The sequence below is a fragment of the Nocardioides sp. L-11A genome, assembly GCA_029961745.1.
In the GTDB taxonomy this organism is placed as follows: domain Bacteria; phylum Actinomycetota; class Actinomycetes; order Propionibacteriales; family Nocardioidaceae; genus Nocardioides.
In genome coordinates this window covers 4,065,038-4,079,520 of sequence record CP124680.1, presented here as the reverse complement: position 1 = coordinate 4,079,520, position 14,483 = coordinate 4,065,038, and the positions used below count along the sequence as shown (strand labels likewise).

The window sequence follows — 14,483 nt, the reverse complement described above, 5'->3', positions numbered from 1 at the left end:
GCGGTGGACACGGCGAATCGACGTACGCCGGCACCCGCGCCGGTCCCCGCGCACCTACCAGGGTGTTGTGGCTACTACCCGGGCGCTATTGCACCGAATTTCGTGCTGTAACCCTTAGTTACAAGCGGCGGTGGGGCCGTGAGGGGGAGATCAGCCCCGTTCGACGTGCTCCTTGAGCTGGCGCAGGACGTTGGTCCAGTTCTCGCGGGCGGGAGCCTCGTCCTCGTCCCCGGTGAGCGACTGCTCGACGGTGACGTCCGTGTGGTCGCCGTCGTCCTCGAGCCGCCAGGCCACGCGGTGATAGTTCTCCGGGATGTCCGGCCGGCCGGACAGCGGGCTGTAGTGGGTGACCACGAGCAGCTGCTCGGGCGCGACCTCCAGCACCTCGCCCTTGTCCTGGTACGGGCGGCCGTCGTACTCGCCGCGCCAGGTGATCGGCGACCCGGGCTCCCAGGTCGTGTCCACCTCGGCGCCGAAGAAGTAGGACTTGATCTGCTCGGGCTCGGTCAGTGCCCGCCACACCTGGGCGGGGGAGGCCGAGACCTGCACGCGTGCGCTTGCCGTCGATGTCTCCATCCTCGAGCGTTACCCGGCCGCGATCCCGGCATCCGGCCCCGCCGACCCTGACGGTAGGGTGGATCGCGCTGCTCAAGACGCGGGCTGCCACGGGGGTCGGTCGACCCCGCAGCACCGCAGGAGCCCGCCATGACCGAACAGGTCGACGTCCAGATCACCGTCGACGGTCCGTCCGTTCCCGGATTGGTCCTCAAGTGGGACCGCAGCCGGGCCCGAGCACTGGTCACCTACGAGGCCGACGGCCGCGTCCACACCCAGTGGGTCCCGGCCGACCAGGTCCTCGCGGCCGAGGCCTGACCTCAGCCGCCCTCGGCCGGCGGTGCGGCGTAGTCGCGGCTCGCGGTGTCGACGACCTCCTGGGCGATCGTGCGGAGCTTGACGTTGCCCGTGCTGCTGGCACGCACGAGGAACCGGAACGCCCGTTCCTCCGGGATCCGGTAGCGCTCCATGATGATCCCGACCGCGGTGCCGATCGCCTGGCGGGTCGTGACCGACTCGTTGAGCTGATGCTCGTGCTTGGCCCGGCCCAGGGCGATCGACGCGTGGGCGGCGAAGAGCTCGGCGAGCTGGACGGCGTCGGGGTCGATGCCCGGCTCCCAGGAGTAGAAGTTGAGGCCGCCGAGGGCGCCGTCCTCGCTGTAGAGCTGGAGTCCCATCTGGGCGTGCAGGCCGCGCCGGGCCGCCTCGTCGACGTACCGCGGCCAGCGCTGCTCGGTCGCGATGTCCTCCATGATCGTGACGCCGCCGGTGCGGATCGCGTCGTAGCACGGCCCCTCGCCGAGCTTGTACTGGAGCTCGTCGATCTCCCACACCAGTGGCCCGGTCCCGGACCGGGTCTCGATCCGCCGGTCGCCGTGGGTGATCGAGATGCCGACGTGCTCGAACCCGGGCACGGTCTCCTGGGCGGCGCGGACGATGGCGTCGAGCGTGTCGTCGAGGGAGCGGTGGCTGTTGATGGTCAGGGCCGCCTCGGTCAGCGCGGCGGCGACGCTGCTGCGGTCGTGGAGCATGCGGAGATACCTCCTGGCTTCGGGCGCCCCGTGGTACCCGGTGGGCAGGCGGTCAGACCGATGTCCGGAGCGGCCGGCGTCGCCTCAGGAGGTCAGGCGTGCCAGGCAGGCGAACCAGCGCTGGCCCTGGACGTACGCCGTACCGCTCGGTGGCAGCACGAACACGTCGTACTCACCCTCGGGGCGGGTGCCGCCGGTGTCGGCGTCGTAGGCACGCAGGGTCTCGGCGGTGCAGGTCGCCCGGGCCTCACCGTCCGCGTCGACGGCGTCGGTGGTCACGTCCGTCGTCGCGTCGGCGAGCTGTCCCACCGCGAAGGTGAACCAGTTGCTCTGGGTGCACTCGCCCTTCGTGGCGCTCAGCGCCTGGCCCAGCTGCTGCACCCCGCTGTAGCACGAGCCGAGCTCGGGCGCCCCGATCATCGGGTCGACGGCGTCGCCGTCCGCGGGGTCGCCGTCGGCCGACACGCCACCCGCCGCGTCCGGGTGGGCACCGGCCGAGGGGGCGGCGCCGTCGGGCGCGAGCAGGACGCCGCCGAGGCCACCGAGGCCGAGGCCGGCCACCGCGGCCGCGAGGGCGAGCGGCCAGCGCCGCCGGGGGCTCCCGGTGGAGCGGGGAGCGGGAGGCGGGGGCGGCGGGCGCAGTTGCGTGAAGCTGGCTTCGGGACCGCCGATGACGACCCCGCCGCCGCCCGCGCCGTCGGTCCGGATTTCGCGCAGCGCGTCGTGCAGCTCTCGCGCGGACGGGTAGCGGTCGGCGGCGTCGTACGCCGTGGCGACCCGGATCACCTGCATCAGCTGCTCGCTGCCGGGCAGGCCCGGGTCGGGGAACTCCGCGCGCAGGCTGGCCAGCACCTGGTCGATGGGGACCGGACTGCCGTCCGTCGAGCGCCGCGGCGATGCGCCGGAGATCATCGCATGCAGGGTGGCGCCCATCGAGAACACGTCGGACTGGGGCGTGGGGGCCGAGAACGAGAATGCCTCCGGCGAGGCGTACGCCGGGGTCAGCGCCTCGAGGCTGACCGACGGATCGCGTCCCGGCTGGGGGAGCGCCGCCAGGCCGAAGTCGGAGAGCCGGGGGGTGCCCCACGCGTCGATCAGGATGTTGCCGGGCTTGATGTCGCGGTGCAGGATCCCGGCCTCGTGGGCGGCGGCGAGGGCGCTGGTGACGGCGAGGCCGACCTCGATCGCCTCGGGCACCTGCAGGGGCCCGTGCCGGGTCAGGTACGACGCCAGGCTGCCGTGCGCGCACAGCTCCATCACCAGGTAGGGCCGGTTGTCCCGGGTGACGCCGACGTCGATCAGCGAGACCACGTGCGGGTGCCCGCTGATCCTGCTGACGGCCGTCGCCTCGCGCACGAACCGCCGCCGGTTGCTGTCCTGGTCGAGCACCCGGTTGTCGATCTTGACGGCCACGTCGCGGTCGACCGCGAGCTGCCGTCCGCGCCACACCGTGGCGAAGCCGCCGTGGCCGATCTGCTCGAGCAGCTCCACGCCGGGCAGGAGGAGGGCGTGCTGGGTCGGATCCACGTCGAGAATCGTAGTGAGATCGGGCGCCGCGGCGATGGCAGGTCAGTCGGCGGCGGGTTGGCGTCGGTGCCGCCACGTGACCAGGCCGGCGATGCGGTCGGTGCTGCCGCTGTCGACGCCCGCGTGCAGATACCGCTGCCAGTCGCTACGCCGATTGGAGACCTGCCCGAGGACGAGGAGCCCAGCGACCTGCAACCGCCTGACCAGGCGCGGCGTCACGAACCGCGCGTCGATCGACACTCCGTCGGCGATCCGGGCGACCTGTCGGATGTTGGGCCGGAAGTGGTGCGCGATCCAGACCGTCGAGGTGTCGGGGAGCGCCTTGGCGGCCCGGCGTAGCAGCGCCGGGTGGAATGACAGCAGTCGCACTCGGTCGGCGTCGTGGAGCGCATCGACGGTCTCGCGCAGGTACCGCCAGGTCTTGTGCCGCCAACCGGGCGCCTGCTTGAGCTCGATGAGCAGGCCGACCTCGAGTCGGCGAGCCTCGGTGACGTAGAGCTCCAGTGAGGGGACGTCGCTGCCGTCGCGGAGCCGGCAGGACCGCTGGATCCGGGCCAGGGTCCAGGCGCTGACCCGACCCCTGCAGTCCGTCGTCCGATCGAGTCGGGCGTCGTGCATCACGACCAGGCGACCGTCTGCGGTCGGCCGGACATCGAGCTCGACCCGGTCCGCTCCGAGCGCGGCGGCGTGGCGCAGCGACCGCAGGCCGTTCTCGGTGCGGTGGCGTCCGATCGCGCCCCGGTGAGCCACCGCCTCGAAGGTGCGGACCCCGGCCGGCGCCGTACCTGCTGTGTCCTGCGTCGCCTCGGCCCGAGCCATGCTCGGGGCGGAGCCGAGGATGCCGAGTGCCAGCACGACGGCGACGAGCAGGGAGGTGGTGCGCACGGGTTCCTTCGGCGGTCGGCGGACATGCAGAAGGGCCCGGTCGTGGACCGGGCCCTTCTGTGCGGTACGCCATCAGGGACTCGAACCCCGAACCCGCTGATTAAGAGTCAGCTGCTCTGCCAATTGAGCTAATGGCGCCTGCGTCGAACGCGAGATGGAACATTACCAGCGTACGCCGATCCGGGTGAAATCGCCGACGGCCCCGGCGCCCTCAGCGGGACTCGAGCACCGCCCGTGCCGCGTTGTGCCCGCCGAGTCCCGACACCGCGCCGCCCCGTCGGGCCCCCGAGCCGCACAGGAGGACGCCGGGGTAACCGGTCTGCACGCCCCACCGCTCGGCGGGGCTCTCCAGCCGGGCACGGGCGGGAGCCCAGGGCCACTCGAGGTCCCCGTGGAAGATGTGACCGCCCGGCATGGCGAGGTCCGCCTCGATGTCCTGGGGGATCTTGGCCTCGATGCAGGGGGTGCCGTCGGGCGCGCGCAGCACGACGTCCTCGAGCCGGTCCTCGAGCACGGCGTCGAGGGAGGCGATCGCCCGGCGGACCGCCTCCTCGCGCATGCGGTCCGGATCGGCGTCGAAGAGACGGGCCGGGGTGTGGAGGCCGAAGTAGGTCAGGGTGTGGGTGCCGGGCGGGACGTCGCCGAGGATGCTCGGGTCGGTGAGCGAGTGGCAGTAGACCTCGCCGGGCAACGGGTCGGGGAGTTCGCCGCGCTGGGCCGCGGCCCAGGCGACCTCCAGGTCGGAGGCGGTCTCGGCGAGGTGGAGGGTGCCGGCGAAGGCGACCTCCGGGTCGATGCCGGACCGCAACCGGGGCAGCCGGGAGAGCAGGAGGTTGACCTTGAGCTGGGCGCCCTGCGGCTTGCTGACGGGGTCCTCCTCCTCGCCGAGGAGGATCCGCAGCACCCAGGGCGCGACGTTCGCCAGGACGAACGATCCCTCGACGGTGTGCTCGCGGGCGCCGTCGTGCCAGCGGACCTCGACCGGCGCGGCCGCACCGCCGAGGGGCCGGATGGTGCTGACGCCGGCCCCGGTCACGATCTCGGCGCCCGCCTCGGTCGCGGCGCGCGCCAGCGCGTCGGTGACGGCGCCCATCCCGCCCACCGGCACCCGCCACTCGCCGGTCCCGTTGCCGATGAGGTGATAGAGGAAGCAGCGGTTCTGGGCCAGGGAGCGGTCGTGCAGCGACGCGAAGGTCCCGATCAGCGCGTCGGTGCCGACGACGCCGCGGACCAGATCGTCGCGGAACCGGCGGGCGATGGCGACGCCGATCGGCTGTTCCACGACGTCGCGCCAGATCTCCGGGTCGACCTGGGCGCGCAGCGCCGCGTCGGTGGCCAGCGGCTCGGTCAGGGTGGGCGCCACGGCCCGGGCGAGGGTCGCCACGCCCGCGTAGAACGCCCGCCAGGCGTCGTACTCGTCGTCGCTGCCGGTCAGCTCGCGGAAGGAGGCTCGGGTGGCGGCCCCCTCGATGCGCTCGACCAGCAGTCCGGTGGGTCGGCCGTCACGCACCGTCGGCGAGTACGACGCCGTCGGCCTGCTCACCAGTGCGAGGTCGAGGCCGAGGTCGGCCACGATCCGGTCGGGCAGGAGCGAGACCAGGTAGGAGTAGCGCGAGAGCCGGGTCGGGAAGCCGGGGAAGGCCGGCGCGGAGACCGCGGCGCCGCCGACCCTGCCGAGCCGCTCGAGCACCAGGACCGAGAGTCCGGCACGGGCCAGGTAGGCCGCCGCGGTCAGGCCGTTGTGGCCGGCACCGACGATGACGACGTCGTAGTTCCCCCGGGTCATGGCTCGCACTCTAGGGGTGGGGGAATGCTCCGCGGTGGGTTATGGTTGACATGGCAACCAATCCGACCAGCCACCTGGAGGTGGATGAGATGCCCGCCATCACCGTCGACGACCTGACCGTCCTGTCGCGCCTGAAGGCGCCGGGGCTCGGGGACCAGCCCCGCCCGGTGTGGCAGGTGACGACCGCGCCCCAGGGCTACGAGGGGGAGGGCTTCCCGGTGCGCCGCGCCTTCGCCGGCATCGACCTGCGCCATCTCGACCCGTTCATCATGATGGACCAGATGGGCGAGGTGGAATACGCGCCCGGTGAGCCCAAGGGCACCCCGTGGCACCCGCACCGCGGCTTCGAGACCGTCACCTACATCATCGACGGCGTCTTCGACCACCAGGACAGTCACGGGGGCGGCGGCACCATCACCAACGGCGACACCCAGTGGATGACCGCTGGCAGCGGGCTGCTGCACATCGAGACGCCGCCCGAGTGGCTGGTCCAGGCCGGCGGTCTGTTCCACGGCATCCAGCTCTGGGTGAACCTGCCCAAGACCGACAAGATGAACGACCCGCGCTACCAGGACATCCGCTCCGGCGAGGTCGCGCTGCTCACCAGTGACGACGCCGGCGCGCTGGTCCGGGTGATCGCGGGTAGCGTCGGCGGGCACGCCGGCCCCGGCTCGACGTACAGCCCGATGACGCTCGTGCACGCCAGCATCGAGCCCGGTGCCCGCCTCGACCTGCCGTGGGACGTCGACTACAACGCGCTCGTCTATGTGCTCAACGGCTCCGGGACGGTCGGCGCCACCGAGCCGAGTCCCGTGCACACCGGCCAGACCGCCGTGCTCGGTGCCGGCGACTACCTGACGATCACCGCCGACGGCGCCCAGGAGAGCCGTTCGCCGAAGCTCGACGTCATCGTCGTCGGCGGCCGCCCGATCCGGGAGCCGATCGCCTGGGCCGGCCCGTTCGTGATGAACACCAAGGCCGAGGTGATGACGGCCTACGAGGACTTCCAGAAGGGCCGGTTCGGATTGCCGATCGGCGGCTGAGCCGAAGGCCGCCTCACAGGGACTTGGCGAAGAACGCCTCGGCGTAGCGGTTGTCGTTGTAGCGCTCGATCCGCTCGTAGCCTGACCGCTCGTACATCGCGATCGCCTCGAGCAGGGTCCCGTTCGTGTCGAGCACGACGCGACGGCGACCCTGTGCGGCGGCGAGTGCCTCCAGGTGGCGCAGCATCCGCGCTCCCAGGCCGGCCCCGCGCCATTCGCCGTGCACCCACATCCGCTTGATCTCGGCGGTCCCGTCGTCGAGGACCGGGCGGATGCCGCCGTAGGCGACCGGCTCGCCGGCCGAGGTCGCGAGGACGTACGTCGCCCCCGGCTCGGGCGCGTCCGGTCCGCCCGGGTCGAAGCCGCCCCGGAAGCGGGCATCGAGCTCGGCGACGTAGCGCCGCGTCGCCTCCCGGGCCAGCGGGTGGTCGGTCGGCACCTCGTCGAGCCGGACCGTCGCCGCGCGGACCAGCAGGTCGGCGGTCCGCAGCGCGTCGGCCAGGCGCTCCTGCTGTCGGGCGGTCAGGGGTGCCACGAGCTCCGCCGCCCGCTGCTCGGAGCGACGCTCCAGGTCGTCGTACGCCTCCTGTCCGGCGGGCGTGAGCCGGACCCGACGTCGACGGCGGTCGGCCTCGTCGGGGACCGTCGCGACCAGGCCGTCGGCCTCGAGTCGGCGCAGCATCCGGGACAGGTGACCGGAGTCGAGGTCGAGCCGGTCGCGCAGGGCGCGCACGGTCGCGTCCGGCGCGCTGCCCACCTCGAAGAGCAGTCGTGACACGGCGAGCGGCCGGCCGGTGCCGAGGAAGGACTCGTCGAGCACCCCGATCCGCTGGGTGTAGGTCCGGTTGAAACGCCGCAGCACGTCCGTAAGCATTCTCTGACTTTAGTCAGAAGAATTATCGCTGTCGACCGAGCCGCTTCGCGTGCTACGTTGCTCCACTTTTTCCGGACCGATCCGATGAGACCCCAAGGACGACGACGTGCACGCGCAAACCGAGCTTCTCGAACGACTGACGGCCGCCATCCGGCGAGACGAGCGGGTGCTCGGACTGGGGCTGTCCGGCTCGATGGCGGACGGGACGGCGGACGAGCACTCCGATGTCGACCTCGTCGTCGTCGTGCGCGACGAGGCGTACGACGAGGTGATGGCCGACCGGCTCGGTCTGATCGGCTCCTGGGCGTCCCTGGTCGACGGGTTCACCGGCGAGCATGTGGGGGAGCCACGGTTGATCATCGCGCTGGTCGGCCCGCCGCTGCTGCACGTCGACTTCAAGTTCGTACGGATCTCCGACCTCGGCGACCGCGTCGGCGACCCGGTCGTCGTCTGGGAGCGCGACGGCAGCCTCACCCGGGCCCTGGCGGCGCGGCCGGCCGCGGGGGAGGGGTACGACGCCGCGTGGGTCGAGGAGAGGTTCTGGACCTGGATCCACTACGGCGCGACGAAGCTCGCCCGCGGGGAGCTGTTCGAGGTGATCGGCTTCCTCGGCTTCCTGCGCGAGGTCGTCTACGGACCCCTGGCCGCTGCACTCGGCGGTGCGGCCCCCCGCGGCGTACGCCGGTTGGAGACGCTCGCTCCGGACCGGGCGCGCGCCCTCGAGGCCACGGTCTGCGGGTACGACGCCGCGGAGGCCGGCGCAGCGCTCGTCGCCTGCGTCGACCTCTACCGGGCCTGGACCGCTCGCCTGGCCGTGCCCCCGCGGCGCAATGAGCGCGCCGCGCGCCTGGTCGAGGACTACCTGCGCGATGTCGTCGCGCCGGAGGCCCCGCGCTGACGGACAGGGACGCTCACCGTCATGGAACGGGGCCTTCCGGTGGGCGCGACGACAAGGTCTCGCCTTCCAGGAGGAGCCTCGGTGGGCTCAGCGGTCGTGACGCACCTGGTGGGTGCGCGCCCTGTCTTGCCGCCATGGAGTCGTCGTGTTCACCCCTGGGTGGATCCCGGTCGACCGCTCGGCAGCAGCGAAGCCGCGAGGTCGCGCGCCGTGCGCATCCGCCGGTCGTCGTCGTCGAGGCCCCGCTGTGAGACCGCGCCCTCGAGGAGCAGGAAGAGGTGCTCGGCCAGCTCGTCGCGCCCCTCGAGGTCCGGGTGGTCCAGTGCGAGGAGCTCGCCGAGCCGTTCGCGGACGGCGCGCTTGTGTGCTCGCGCGAGGACGTGCGCGGGGTGCTCGCGCGGCAGCTCGGCGGCGGCGTTGAGGAAGGCGCAGCCGCGGTCGATGTCGCGGGTGTCGAGGTAGCAGTCGAAGGCCGCGAGCACCCGCTCGCCGCTGAGCTCGGCCAGTCGGGCGTCCAGGCGGGCCCACCAGAGCCGGTTGCGCTCGTCCAGGCAGCTCGCCACCAGCGCGTCCTTGGATCCGAACCGGTCGTACAGCGTGCGCTTGGTGACGCCCGACTCCGCGGCGATGGTGTCGACGCCCACCGCGGTGATCCCTCGTGCGTAGAACAGGGCGGAGGCGACGTCGAGGATCCGGCGCGCTGCGGGCGTCAGGACGATCTCGTCGGGCGTCCTCCCGGTGTCCACTGACTTCACAGATCTGTATGTTACCGTACCGACCATGCTATACAGATCTGTGAAGTCTGCGTCGGAGATCTCGCTGCGCCGAGCGCTCACCGCGCTCGTCGGTGTCGTCGCGGAGTTCGCACGAGGCGTGGACACGGGCCACGCGCTCCGGCACGGCCTCCCGGTGCCGGAGCACTCCCGCGGGGCGGCGGGAGGACGTACGCCGGCCGGCGTGTGCCTGGAGAAACGAGCAAGGCCCGGACCGAAGTCCGGGCCTTGCCGAGTGGGGTGAGTAACGGGACTCGAACCCGCGACATCCGCGACCACAACGCGGCGCTCTACCAGCTGAGCTATACCCACCACGGCTCTCGAAGAGCCGGGGACGAGTGTAGAGGCAAGCGGCCCCGAACGAGGAATCGGTATCCGCTCAGTGGGTGCCGAGGCCGGTGATCGAGCCCCCGTGGCGCGCCGCGGCCTCCTTCGCCGCGTCGGAGTCGGGCCCAGGGAGCGGCACGAAGACCGTGTCGCGGTAGTAGCGCAGCTCCTCGATGCTCTCCTGGATATCGGCCAGGGCGCGGTGGTTGCCGCGCTTCGTGGGCGCGTTGAAGTAGGAGCGCGGGAACCAGCGCTTGGCGAGCTCCTTGATCGAGGAGACGTCGACGATCCGGTAGTGGAGGAAGGCGTCCAGCACGGCCATGTCGCGGGCGACGAAGCCGCGGTCGGTCGCGACCGAGTTCCCGGCCAGCGGCGGCCGGCTGTCGGGCGGGCAGTGCTCGCGCAGGTAGCCCATCACCTGCTCCTCGGCCTCCTGCAGCGTCACGCCGTTCTCGAGCTCGGCGAGCAGGCCCGAGGACTCGTGCATGTTCCGCACGAACTCGATCATCTGGTCCAGCGCCTCCGCGGGCGGTTTGATGATGACGTCGACGCCGTCACCGAGCACGTTGAGGTCGAAGTCCGTCACCAGCGCCGCGACCTCGATGAGCGCGTCGGCCCCCAGGTCGAGGCCGGTCATCTCGCAGTCGATCCAGACCAGTCGTTCGTTCACGAGCCTGCACCCTACGCCGTACGCCGTCGCGGCGCGGGGTACTGGTGGCCGGCTTCTCAGGAGTCGCTCAGCGGGGACGGTTAGCCTCGCCGGCATGAGAGGGACGCTGGCCTGGGTGGGTCTTGTCGCCCGGCTGGTGACCGGTGGCGTGTGGATCGTCGCCGGTGGGCTGAAGATCACCGAGCCGGACGCGAGCATCGACGCCGTGCGCGCCTACCAGCTGCTGCCGTCGTCGGTGGCCGAGGTCGTCGGCCTCGCGCTGCCCGCGGTCGAGCTGGTCGTCGGCCTGGCGCTGGTGCTGGGTGTGTTCGCCCGGGGCGCCGCGGTCGTGTCGGCCCTGCTGTTCGCGGCCTTCATCGTCGGCATCGCGTCGGTGTGGGCGCGCGGCATCGAGATCGACTGCGGCTGCTTCGGCGGCGGCGGAGCCAAGGCGGGCGCCGCGTCGGCGTACCCGTGGGAGATCGCCCGCGACGTCGCGCTGCTGGCCGCCTCCCTCCTCGTCGCGTTCCTGCGCCGGACGCGACTGTCCCTCGATTCCCTACTGTTCACCTCGGGGCCCGACGAGCGGGCCGCCGTCACCGAAGGAGCCGTGCACTGATGTCGTCGAACTCGAAGGCCAAGGCCCGGGCGGAGAAGGCCGCCGCAGAGCGGGCCGCGCAGGCTCAGCGCGAGAGCCGGCGCCGGATCTTCACGATCGTGGGCGTGCTCGGCGTCATGGTGCTCATCGTGGGCGGTTCGATCCTCGTGAGCGTCCTCAACAAGGAGGAGGTCAAGGCGGTCGGTGCCGGCTCCAGCGACTACGGCGTGACCATCGGCGATCCCGACGCACCCCACTCGGTCATCGTCTACGAGGACTTCCTGTGCCCCTTCTGCGGACAGCTGGAGTCCGCGACCCGCGCCGACTTCGAGAAGCTGGCGGCCGACGGCAAGGTGTTCGTCGAGTACCGCCCGTTCGACCTGCTCAGCCAGAGCTTCGGCGACTACCCGATCCGCGCGGCCAGCGCCTTCGCGCTGGTGCTGGAGAAGTCCGGGCCCGAGGTCGCGAAGAAGTTCCACGACCTGCTCTACGAGAACCAGCCCTCCGAGGAGGCGCCCGACTCGGTCAGCGACGACGACCTCGTCGACCTCGCCGTCGAGGCGGGCGCGACCGAGAGCGACGTCCGTGACGGCATCGAGAGCGTCTCCCACAAGGACTGGGTGACCGCAGCCACCGCCGAGGCCGACAAGGCCGGCATCCGGGGCACGCCCACCGTCCTGCTCGACGGGGAGGTCTACCAGGACGGCCGCACCATCCAGGACCTCGCCAAGAACCTGGTCGCCGAACTCGGGTGACCGGGCCGCGGTCGGCTGGCAGGATCACCCCGTGCTGAGCAACTTCGTCGCGGGTCTGCCGAAGGCCGAACTCCACGTCCACCACGTCGGCTCCGCGTCGCCGCGGATCGTGTCCGAGCTGGCCGAGCGCCACCCGGGCACGGTCCCGTCCGACCCGGACCTGCTGCGGGACTTCTTCGCCTTCCGCGACTTCGCGCACTTCATCGAGGTCTACCTCGCCGTCGTCGACCTGGTCCGCACGCCGGAGGACGTCCGGTACCTCACCTACGAGATCGCCCGCGAGCTCCACGAGGGCCAGTCCGTCCGGTACGCCGAGCTCACCTGTACGCCGTACACGTCCGTGCTGCCCGGCGAGCCCGGTCGCGGCATGGCGATCGAGGCCTACACGGAGGCGATCGAGGACGCTCGGATCGCCGCGGAGCGTGACTTCGGCCTGGTGCTGCGCTGGATCTACGACATCCCGGGGGAGTCCGGCGTCCCGGCGGCGGACGCGACGCTGGGCTTCGCGCTCGACCACGGGCCCGACGGCCTGGTCGGGTTCGGCCTCGGCGGACCGGAGATCGGGGTGCCGCGCGAGTGGTTCGTGCCGCACTTCGCGGCGGCCCGGGCGGCCGGCCTGCGGTCGGTTCCCCACGCGGGCGAGACGACGGGGCCCGAGACGATCTGGACCTCACTGCGCGACCTCGGCGCCGAGCGGATCGGGCACGGCACCTCGGCCGCGCAGGACCCGGCCCTGCTGGCCCATCTCGCCGAGCACCGGATCCCGCTGGAGGTCTGCCCGTCGTCCAATGTCGCCACCCGCGCGGTCGCCTCCCTCGACGAGCATCCGCTGCCGGTCTTCGTCGAGGCGGGTGTCCTGGTGACGATCAACTCCGACGACCCGCCCATGTTCGGCACCACGCTCAACCAGGAGTACGAGGTCGCGGCCGGACTGCTCGGTCTCGACGAGAGTGGCCTGGCCGAGCTCGCCGTCGCCGGCGTGGACGCCTCCTTCGCCCCCGAGGACGTCAAGGAGCGGCTGCGCGCCGAGATCGCGGCGTACGCGCCCCCGGCGTGACGCGGTGACGCAGCGCCCGGGAAGGCGTCAGCCCCACGGGGCTCATACCTCCCGCGGGGCTCCGTCCTTTGTACGGCGGGCGCGGGGTCAGCTGGGGGAGGCGCGCCGCAGCCGGCGGGCCGTGGCGTAGGACTGCTCCCGCAGCCGCTCGACCCAGGCGTACTGCCGCAGGCCGGGCAGCGGGTTCACCACCGGATCGAAGGACACCTCGTCCTCCGCCGGCAGCGGCATCTCCAAGGTGAGCTCGCCGAGCGGGTGCCACGCCCGGCCCACCGTCGCCCAGGACAGGTGGTAGCCGCGGACGTCGACGGGCCGGGCACCGATCACCAGCGGGCCGACCGGGCTGCGGTACGGCAGCAGGGTCGTCAGGGGCGAGTCGGCGCTCCAGGCCGGCAGCAGCAGGTGGCGAGTGAGCGGGTCCCAGCCGGTCGTGGCGAGCAGCAGGTCGCCGTACCGGGTCTGGCCCTTGCGCAGTCGCAGGGCCAGGCCCTGCACGTCCGGGAGGCGGCCGGGCAGCCCGATCGCCCGGGAGAGACGGACCGCCACCTCGTCCTCGCCCGGCTGGTCGATCCAGGGCACTCCGATCGGGGTGTCCGAGCCGGCGCGGACCAGGCGGCCGGCGTACATCTCGCCGTCGGGGTGGAGCGGCTTCTCGGAGGGCGACCGGAGCGCGGCGACGCCGCGGGTGATGGTCGCCAGGGCCTGTCCGGTCAGGTCGGCTGCGGTGGTGATGACGGGGATCGGCATGCCCGGGAGGTACCCGGGCCGTCGCGCCCTACGCGCTGTGCAGCCGGGTCGGCGGCAGCGCGCGGGCCCGCCAGCGGCCGGCGTCGTGGTCGACCTCGATCGGGTGCTCGAAGGTGCGGGTGATGGTCTCGGTGGTGACCGCCTCGTCGACCGGACCGGCCACCACCACCTGTCCGTGCGCGAGCAGCAGCGCGTGGGTCGTGGTGGTGGGCAGCTCCTCGAGGTGGTGGGTGACCAGCACCGAGGCGACCTCGGGGGCCGTGTGGGCCAGCCGGTCGAGGACCGAGAGCAGCTGCTCGCGGGCGGCGACGTCGAGACCGGTGGTCGGCTCGTCCAGCAGCAGCAGCTCGGGCTGAGCGATCAGGGCCCGGGCGATCAGGGTCCGGCCGCGCTCGCCCTGGGAGAGGTTCGGCCAGCGGGCGTCGCGCCGGTGGGTGAGGCCGACCTCGGCGATCAGCTCGTCGGCGGTCCGCGCCTGTGCCTCGGTGGGGGACCAGCGCATCGGCAGCTCGATGGTGCCGGTGATCCCGGTCAGCACCACCTGGTGGACGCTCAGCCCGGACTGGAGGGGGTGGCGTGGGTTGACGTGTCCGATGTGGCGGCGCAGCTCCTGCAGCTCGACCCGGCCCAGCCTCTTGCCGAGCACGTCGACCGTGCCGGACGTCGGGTGCACCTGTGCGCTGCAGAACCCGAGCAGCGTGCTCTTCCCGGCGCCGTTGGGGCCGAGCAGCGCCCAGTGCTCACCGGCGCGCACGGTGAGGTCGACCCCGTGGAGGATCTCGTTGCCTCCGCGGCGGAAGACGACGTCGTGCAGGTCGAGGACGGTCGAGCTCATGTCAGGCGGTTCCTTGCTGGTCTGCGCTTGTCTACTTGTCTGAGGAGTGGTTAGAGTCTAGGCCATGCGGACCACCGGCCTCCTCCTTCCCCGCCGCGGCGGGGCCTGGTGCGGCTGGCTCCCCGTCGTGGAGTGATGCGTGC

The 14,483-nt window shown here is 72.3% G+C and carries 16 protein-coding genes and 2 tRNA genes; 6 read left to right on the top strand and 12 right to left on the bottom strand.

The features are described from left to right. Positions 1-150: 150 nt before the first annotated feature. Positions 151-576 carry an SRPBCC domain-containing protein gene (locus tag QJ852_19625; protein ID WGX95354.1) on the bottom strand — a complete coding sequence of 142 codons (426 nt, stop codon included), beginning with the start codon at positions 574-576 and terminating at the stop codon, positions 151-153. Between the two features lie 129 nt (positions 577-705). On the opposite strand from QJ852_19625, the gene QJ852_19620 reads away from it, so the two are divergent. After that, entirely contained in the window at positions 706-873 is a 168-nt protein-coding gene (locus QJ852_19620; GenBank protein ID WGX95353.1) for a hypothetical protein, read from the top strand. A gap of 2 nt (positions 874-875) precedes the next feature. On the opposite strand, the gene QJ852_19615 is transcribed toward QJ852_19620, so the two are convergent. The 5 genes from QJ852_19615 to QJ852_19595 form a co-directional block, all read right to left on the bottom strand. Further along, positions 876-1,586: a GAF and ANTAR domain-containing protein gene (locus QJ852_19615; protein ID WGX95352.1), complete on the bottom strand. Its 711-nt coding sequence runs from the start codon at positions 1,584-1,586 to the stop codon at positions 876-878. An 84-nt stretch (positions 1,587-1,670) separates the two neighbouring features. Continuing rightward, positions 1,671-3,113, bottom strand: a complete 1,443-nt coding sequence (locus tag QJ852_19610) for a serine/threonine-protein kinase (GenBank protein WGX95351.1) — start codon at positions 3,111-3,113, stop codon at positions 1,671-1,673. Between the two features lie 42 nt (positions 3,114-3,155). After that, positions 3,156-3,998 carry a glycerophosphodiester phosphodiesterase family protein gene (locus QJ852_19605; GenBank protein WGX95350.1) on the bottom strand — a complete coding sequence of 281 codons (843 nt, stop codon included), beginning with the start codon at positions 3,996-3,998 and terminating at the stop codon, positions 3,156-3,158. Positions 3,999-4,063: 65 nt separating this feature from the next. Then, positions 4,064-4,136 (bottom strand) — tRNA-Lys (locus QJ852_19600). Between the two features lie 73 nt (positions 4,137-4,209). After that, a complete protein-coding gene (locus QJ852_19595) occupies positions 4,210-5,784 on the bottom strand; it encodes an NAD(P)/FAD-dependent oxidoreductase (protein ID WGX95349.1) in 1,575 nt (524 codons plus the stop codon). An 89-nt stretch (positions 5,785-5,873) separates the two neighbouring features. Here QJ852_19595 and QJ852_19590 point away from each other — a divergent pair, with 89 nt between their 5' ends. Further along, positions 5,874-6,827: a pirin family protein gene (locus QJ852_19590; protein WGX95348.1), complete on the top strand. Its 954-nt coding sequence runs from the start codon at positions 5,874-5,876 to the stop codon at positions 6,825-6,827. A gap of 13 nt (positions 6,828-6,840) precedes the next feature. Here the strand turns inward: QJ852_19590 and QJ852_19585 are convergent, their stop codons facing one another. Further along, positions 6,841-7,701 (bottom strand): bifunctional helix-turn-helix transcriptional regulator/GNAT family N-acetyltransferase, encoded by an 861-nt coding sequence (locus QJ852_19585; GenBank protein WGX95347.1) that lies wholly within the window; start codon positions 7,699-7,701, stop codon positions 6,841-6,843. A 106-nt stretch (positions 7,702-7,807) separates the two neighbouring features. Between QJ852_19585 and QJ852_19580 the strand changes: the two genes are divergently transcribed. After that, positions 7,808-8,599, top strand: coding sequence for a nucleotidyltransferase domain-containing protein (locus tag QJ852_19580; protein WGX95346.1), 792 nt, complete (start codon positions 7,808-7,810; stop codon positions 8,597-8,599). Between the two features lie 149 nt (positions 8,600-8,748). On the opposite strand, the gene QJ852_19575 is transcribed toward QJ852_19580, so the two are convergent. The 3 genes from QJ852_19575 to orn form a co-directional block, all read right to left on the bottom strand. Beyond that, positions 8,749-9,354: a helix-turn-helix domain-containing protein gene (locus QJ852_19575; protein ID WGX95345.1), complete on the bottom strand. Its 606-nt coding sequence runs from the start codon at positions 9,352-9,354 to the stop codon at positions 8,749-8,751. 254 nt (positions 9,355-9,608) lie between these two features. Continuing rightward, positions 9,609-9,684, bottom strand: a tRNA-His gene (locus tag QJ852_19570). Between the two features lie 67 nt (positions 9,685-9,751). Beyond that, positions 9,752-10,369, bottom strand: a complete 618-nt coding sequence (gene orn, locus QJ852_19565; protein WGX95344.1) for an oligoribonuclease — start codon at positions 10,367-10,369, stop codon at positions 9,752-9,754. 94 nt (positions 10,370-10,463) lie between these two features. On the opposite strand from orn, the gene QJ852_19560 reads away from it, so the two are divergent. From QJ852_19560 to QJ852_19550, 3 genes are read left to right on the top strand one after another with little or no spacing between them, the layout of a single operon-like run. Continuing rightward, positions 10,464-10,967, top strand: coding sequence for a MauE/DoxX family redox-associated membrane protein (locus tag QJ852_19560; GenBank protein WGX95343.1), 504 nt, complete (start codon positions 10,464-10,466; stop codon positions 10,965-10,967). Then, positions 10,967-11,701, top strand: a complete 735-nt coding sequence (locus tag QJ852_19555; protein ID WGX95342.1) for a thioredoxin domain-containing protein — start codon at positions 10,967-10,969, stop codon at positions 11,699-11,701. Before QJ852_19560 ends, QJ852_19555 begins: the two co-directional genes overlap by 1 nt. Before the next feature lie 31 nt (positions 11,702-11,732). Next, on the top strand, positions 11,733-12,758 hold the full coding sequence (locus tag QJ852_19550) for an adenosine deaminase (protein WGX95341.1): 1,026 nt from the start codon (positions 11,733-11,735) through the stop codon (positions 12,756-12,758). Positions 12,759-12,845: 87 nt separating this feature from the next. Here QJ852_19550 and QJ852_19545 read toward each other — a convergent pair whose 3' ends face one another. Both QJ852_19545 and QJ852_19540 read right to left on the bottom strand, forming a co-directional pair. Continuing rightward, complete coding sequence (locus QJ852_19545) at positions 12,846-13,505, bottom strand: hypothetical protein (GenBank protein WGX95340.1); 660 nt, start codon at positions 13,503-13,505, stop codon at positions 12,846-12,848. 28 nt (positions 13,506-13,533) lie between these two features. Next, positions 13,534-14,340 (bottom strand): ATP-binding cassette domain-containing protein, encoded by an 807-nt coding sequence (locus QJ852_19540; GenBank protein WGX95339.1) that lies wholly within the window; start codon positions 14,338-14,340, stop codon positions 13,534-13,536. Between the last annotated feature and the right edge of the window lie 143 nt (positions 14,341-14,483).

Excerpts from the sequence above, each read along its gene's own strand:
- QJ852_19625 (WGX95354.1), bottom strand. The coding sequence starts at position 576 with ATGGAGACATCGACGGCAAGCGCACGCGTGCAGGTCTCGGCCTCCCCC.
- QJ852_19620 (WGX95353.1), top strand. The coding sequence starts at position 706 with ATGACCGAACAGGTCGACGTCCAGATCACCGTCGACGGTCCGTCCGTT.
- QJ852_19615 (WGX95352.1), bottom strand. The coding sequence starts at position 1,586 with ATGCTCCACGACCGCAGCAGCGTCGCCGCCGCGCTGACCGAGGCGGCC.
- QJ852_19595 (WGX95349.1), bottom strand. The coding sequence starts at position 5,784 with ATGACCCGGGGGAACTACGACGTCGTCATCGTCGGTGCCGGCCACAAC.
- QJ852_19590 (WGX95348.1), top strand. The coding sequence starts at position 5,874 with ATGCCCGCCATCACCGTCGACGACCTGACCGTCCTGTCGCGCCTGAAG.
- QJ852_19585 (WGX95347.1), bottom strand. The coding sequence starts at position 7,701 with ATGCTTACGGACGTGCTGCGGCGTTTCAACCGGACCTACACCCAGCGG.
- QJ852_19560 (WGX95343.1), top strand. The coding sequence starts at position 10,464 with ATGAGAGGGACGCTGGCCTGGGTGGGTCTTGTCGCCCGGCTGGTGACC.
- QJ852_19555 (WGX95342.1), top strand. The coding sequence starts at position 10,967 with ATGTCGTCGAACTCGAAGGCCAAGGCCCGGGCGGAGAAGGCCGCCGCA.
- QJ852_19545 (WGX95340.1), bottom strand. The coding sequence starts at position 13,505 with ATGCCGATCCCCGTCATCACCACCGCAGCCGACCTGACCGGACAGGCC.
- QJ852_19540 (WGX95339.1), bottom strand. The coding sequence starts at position 14,340 with ATGAGCTCGACCGTCCTCGACCTGCACGACGTCGTCTTCCGCCGCGGA.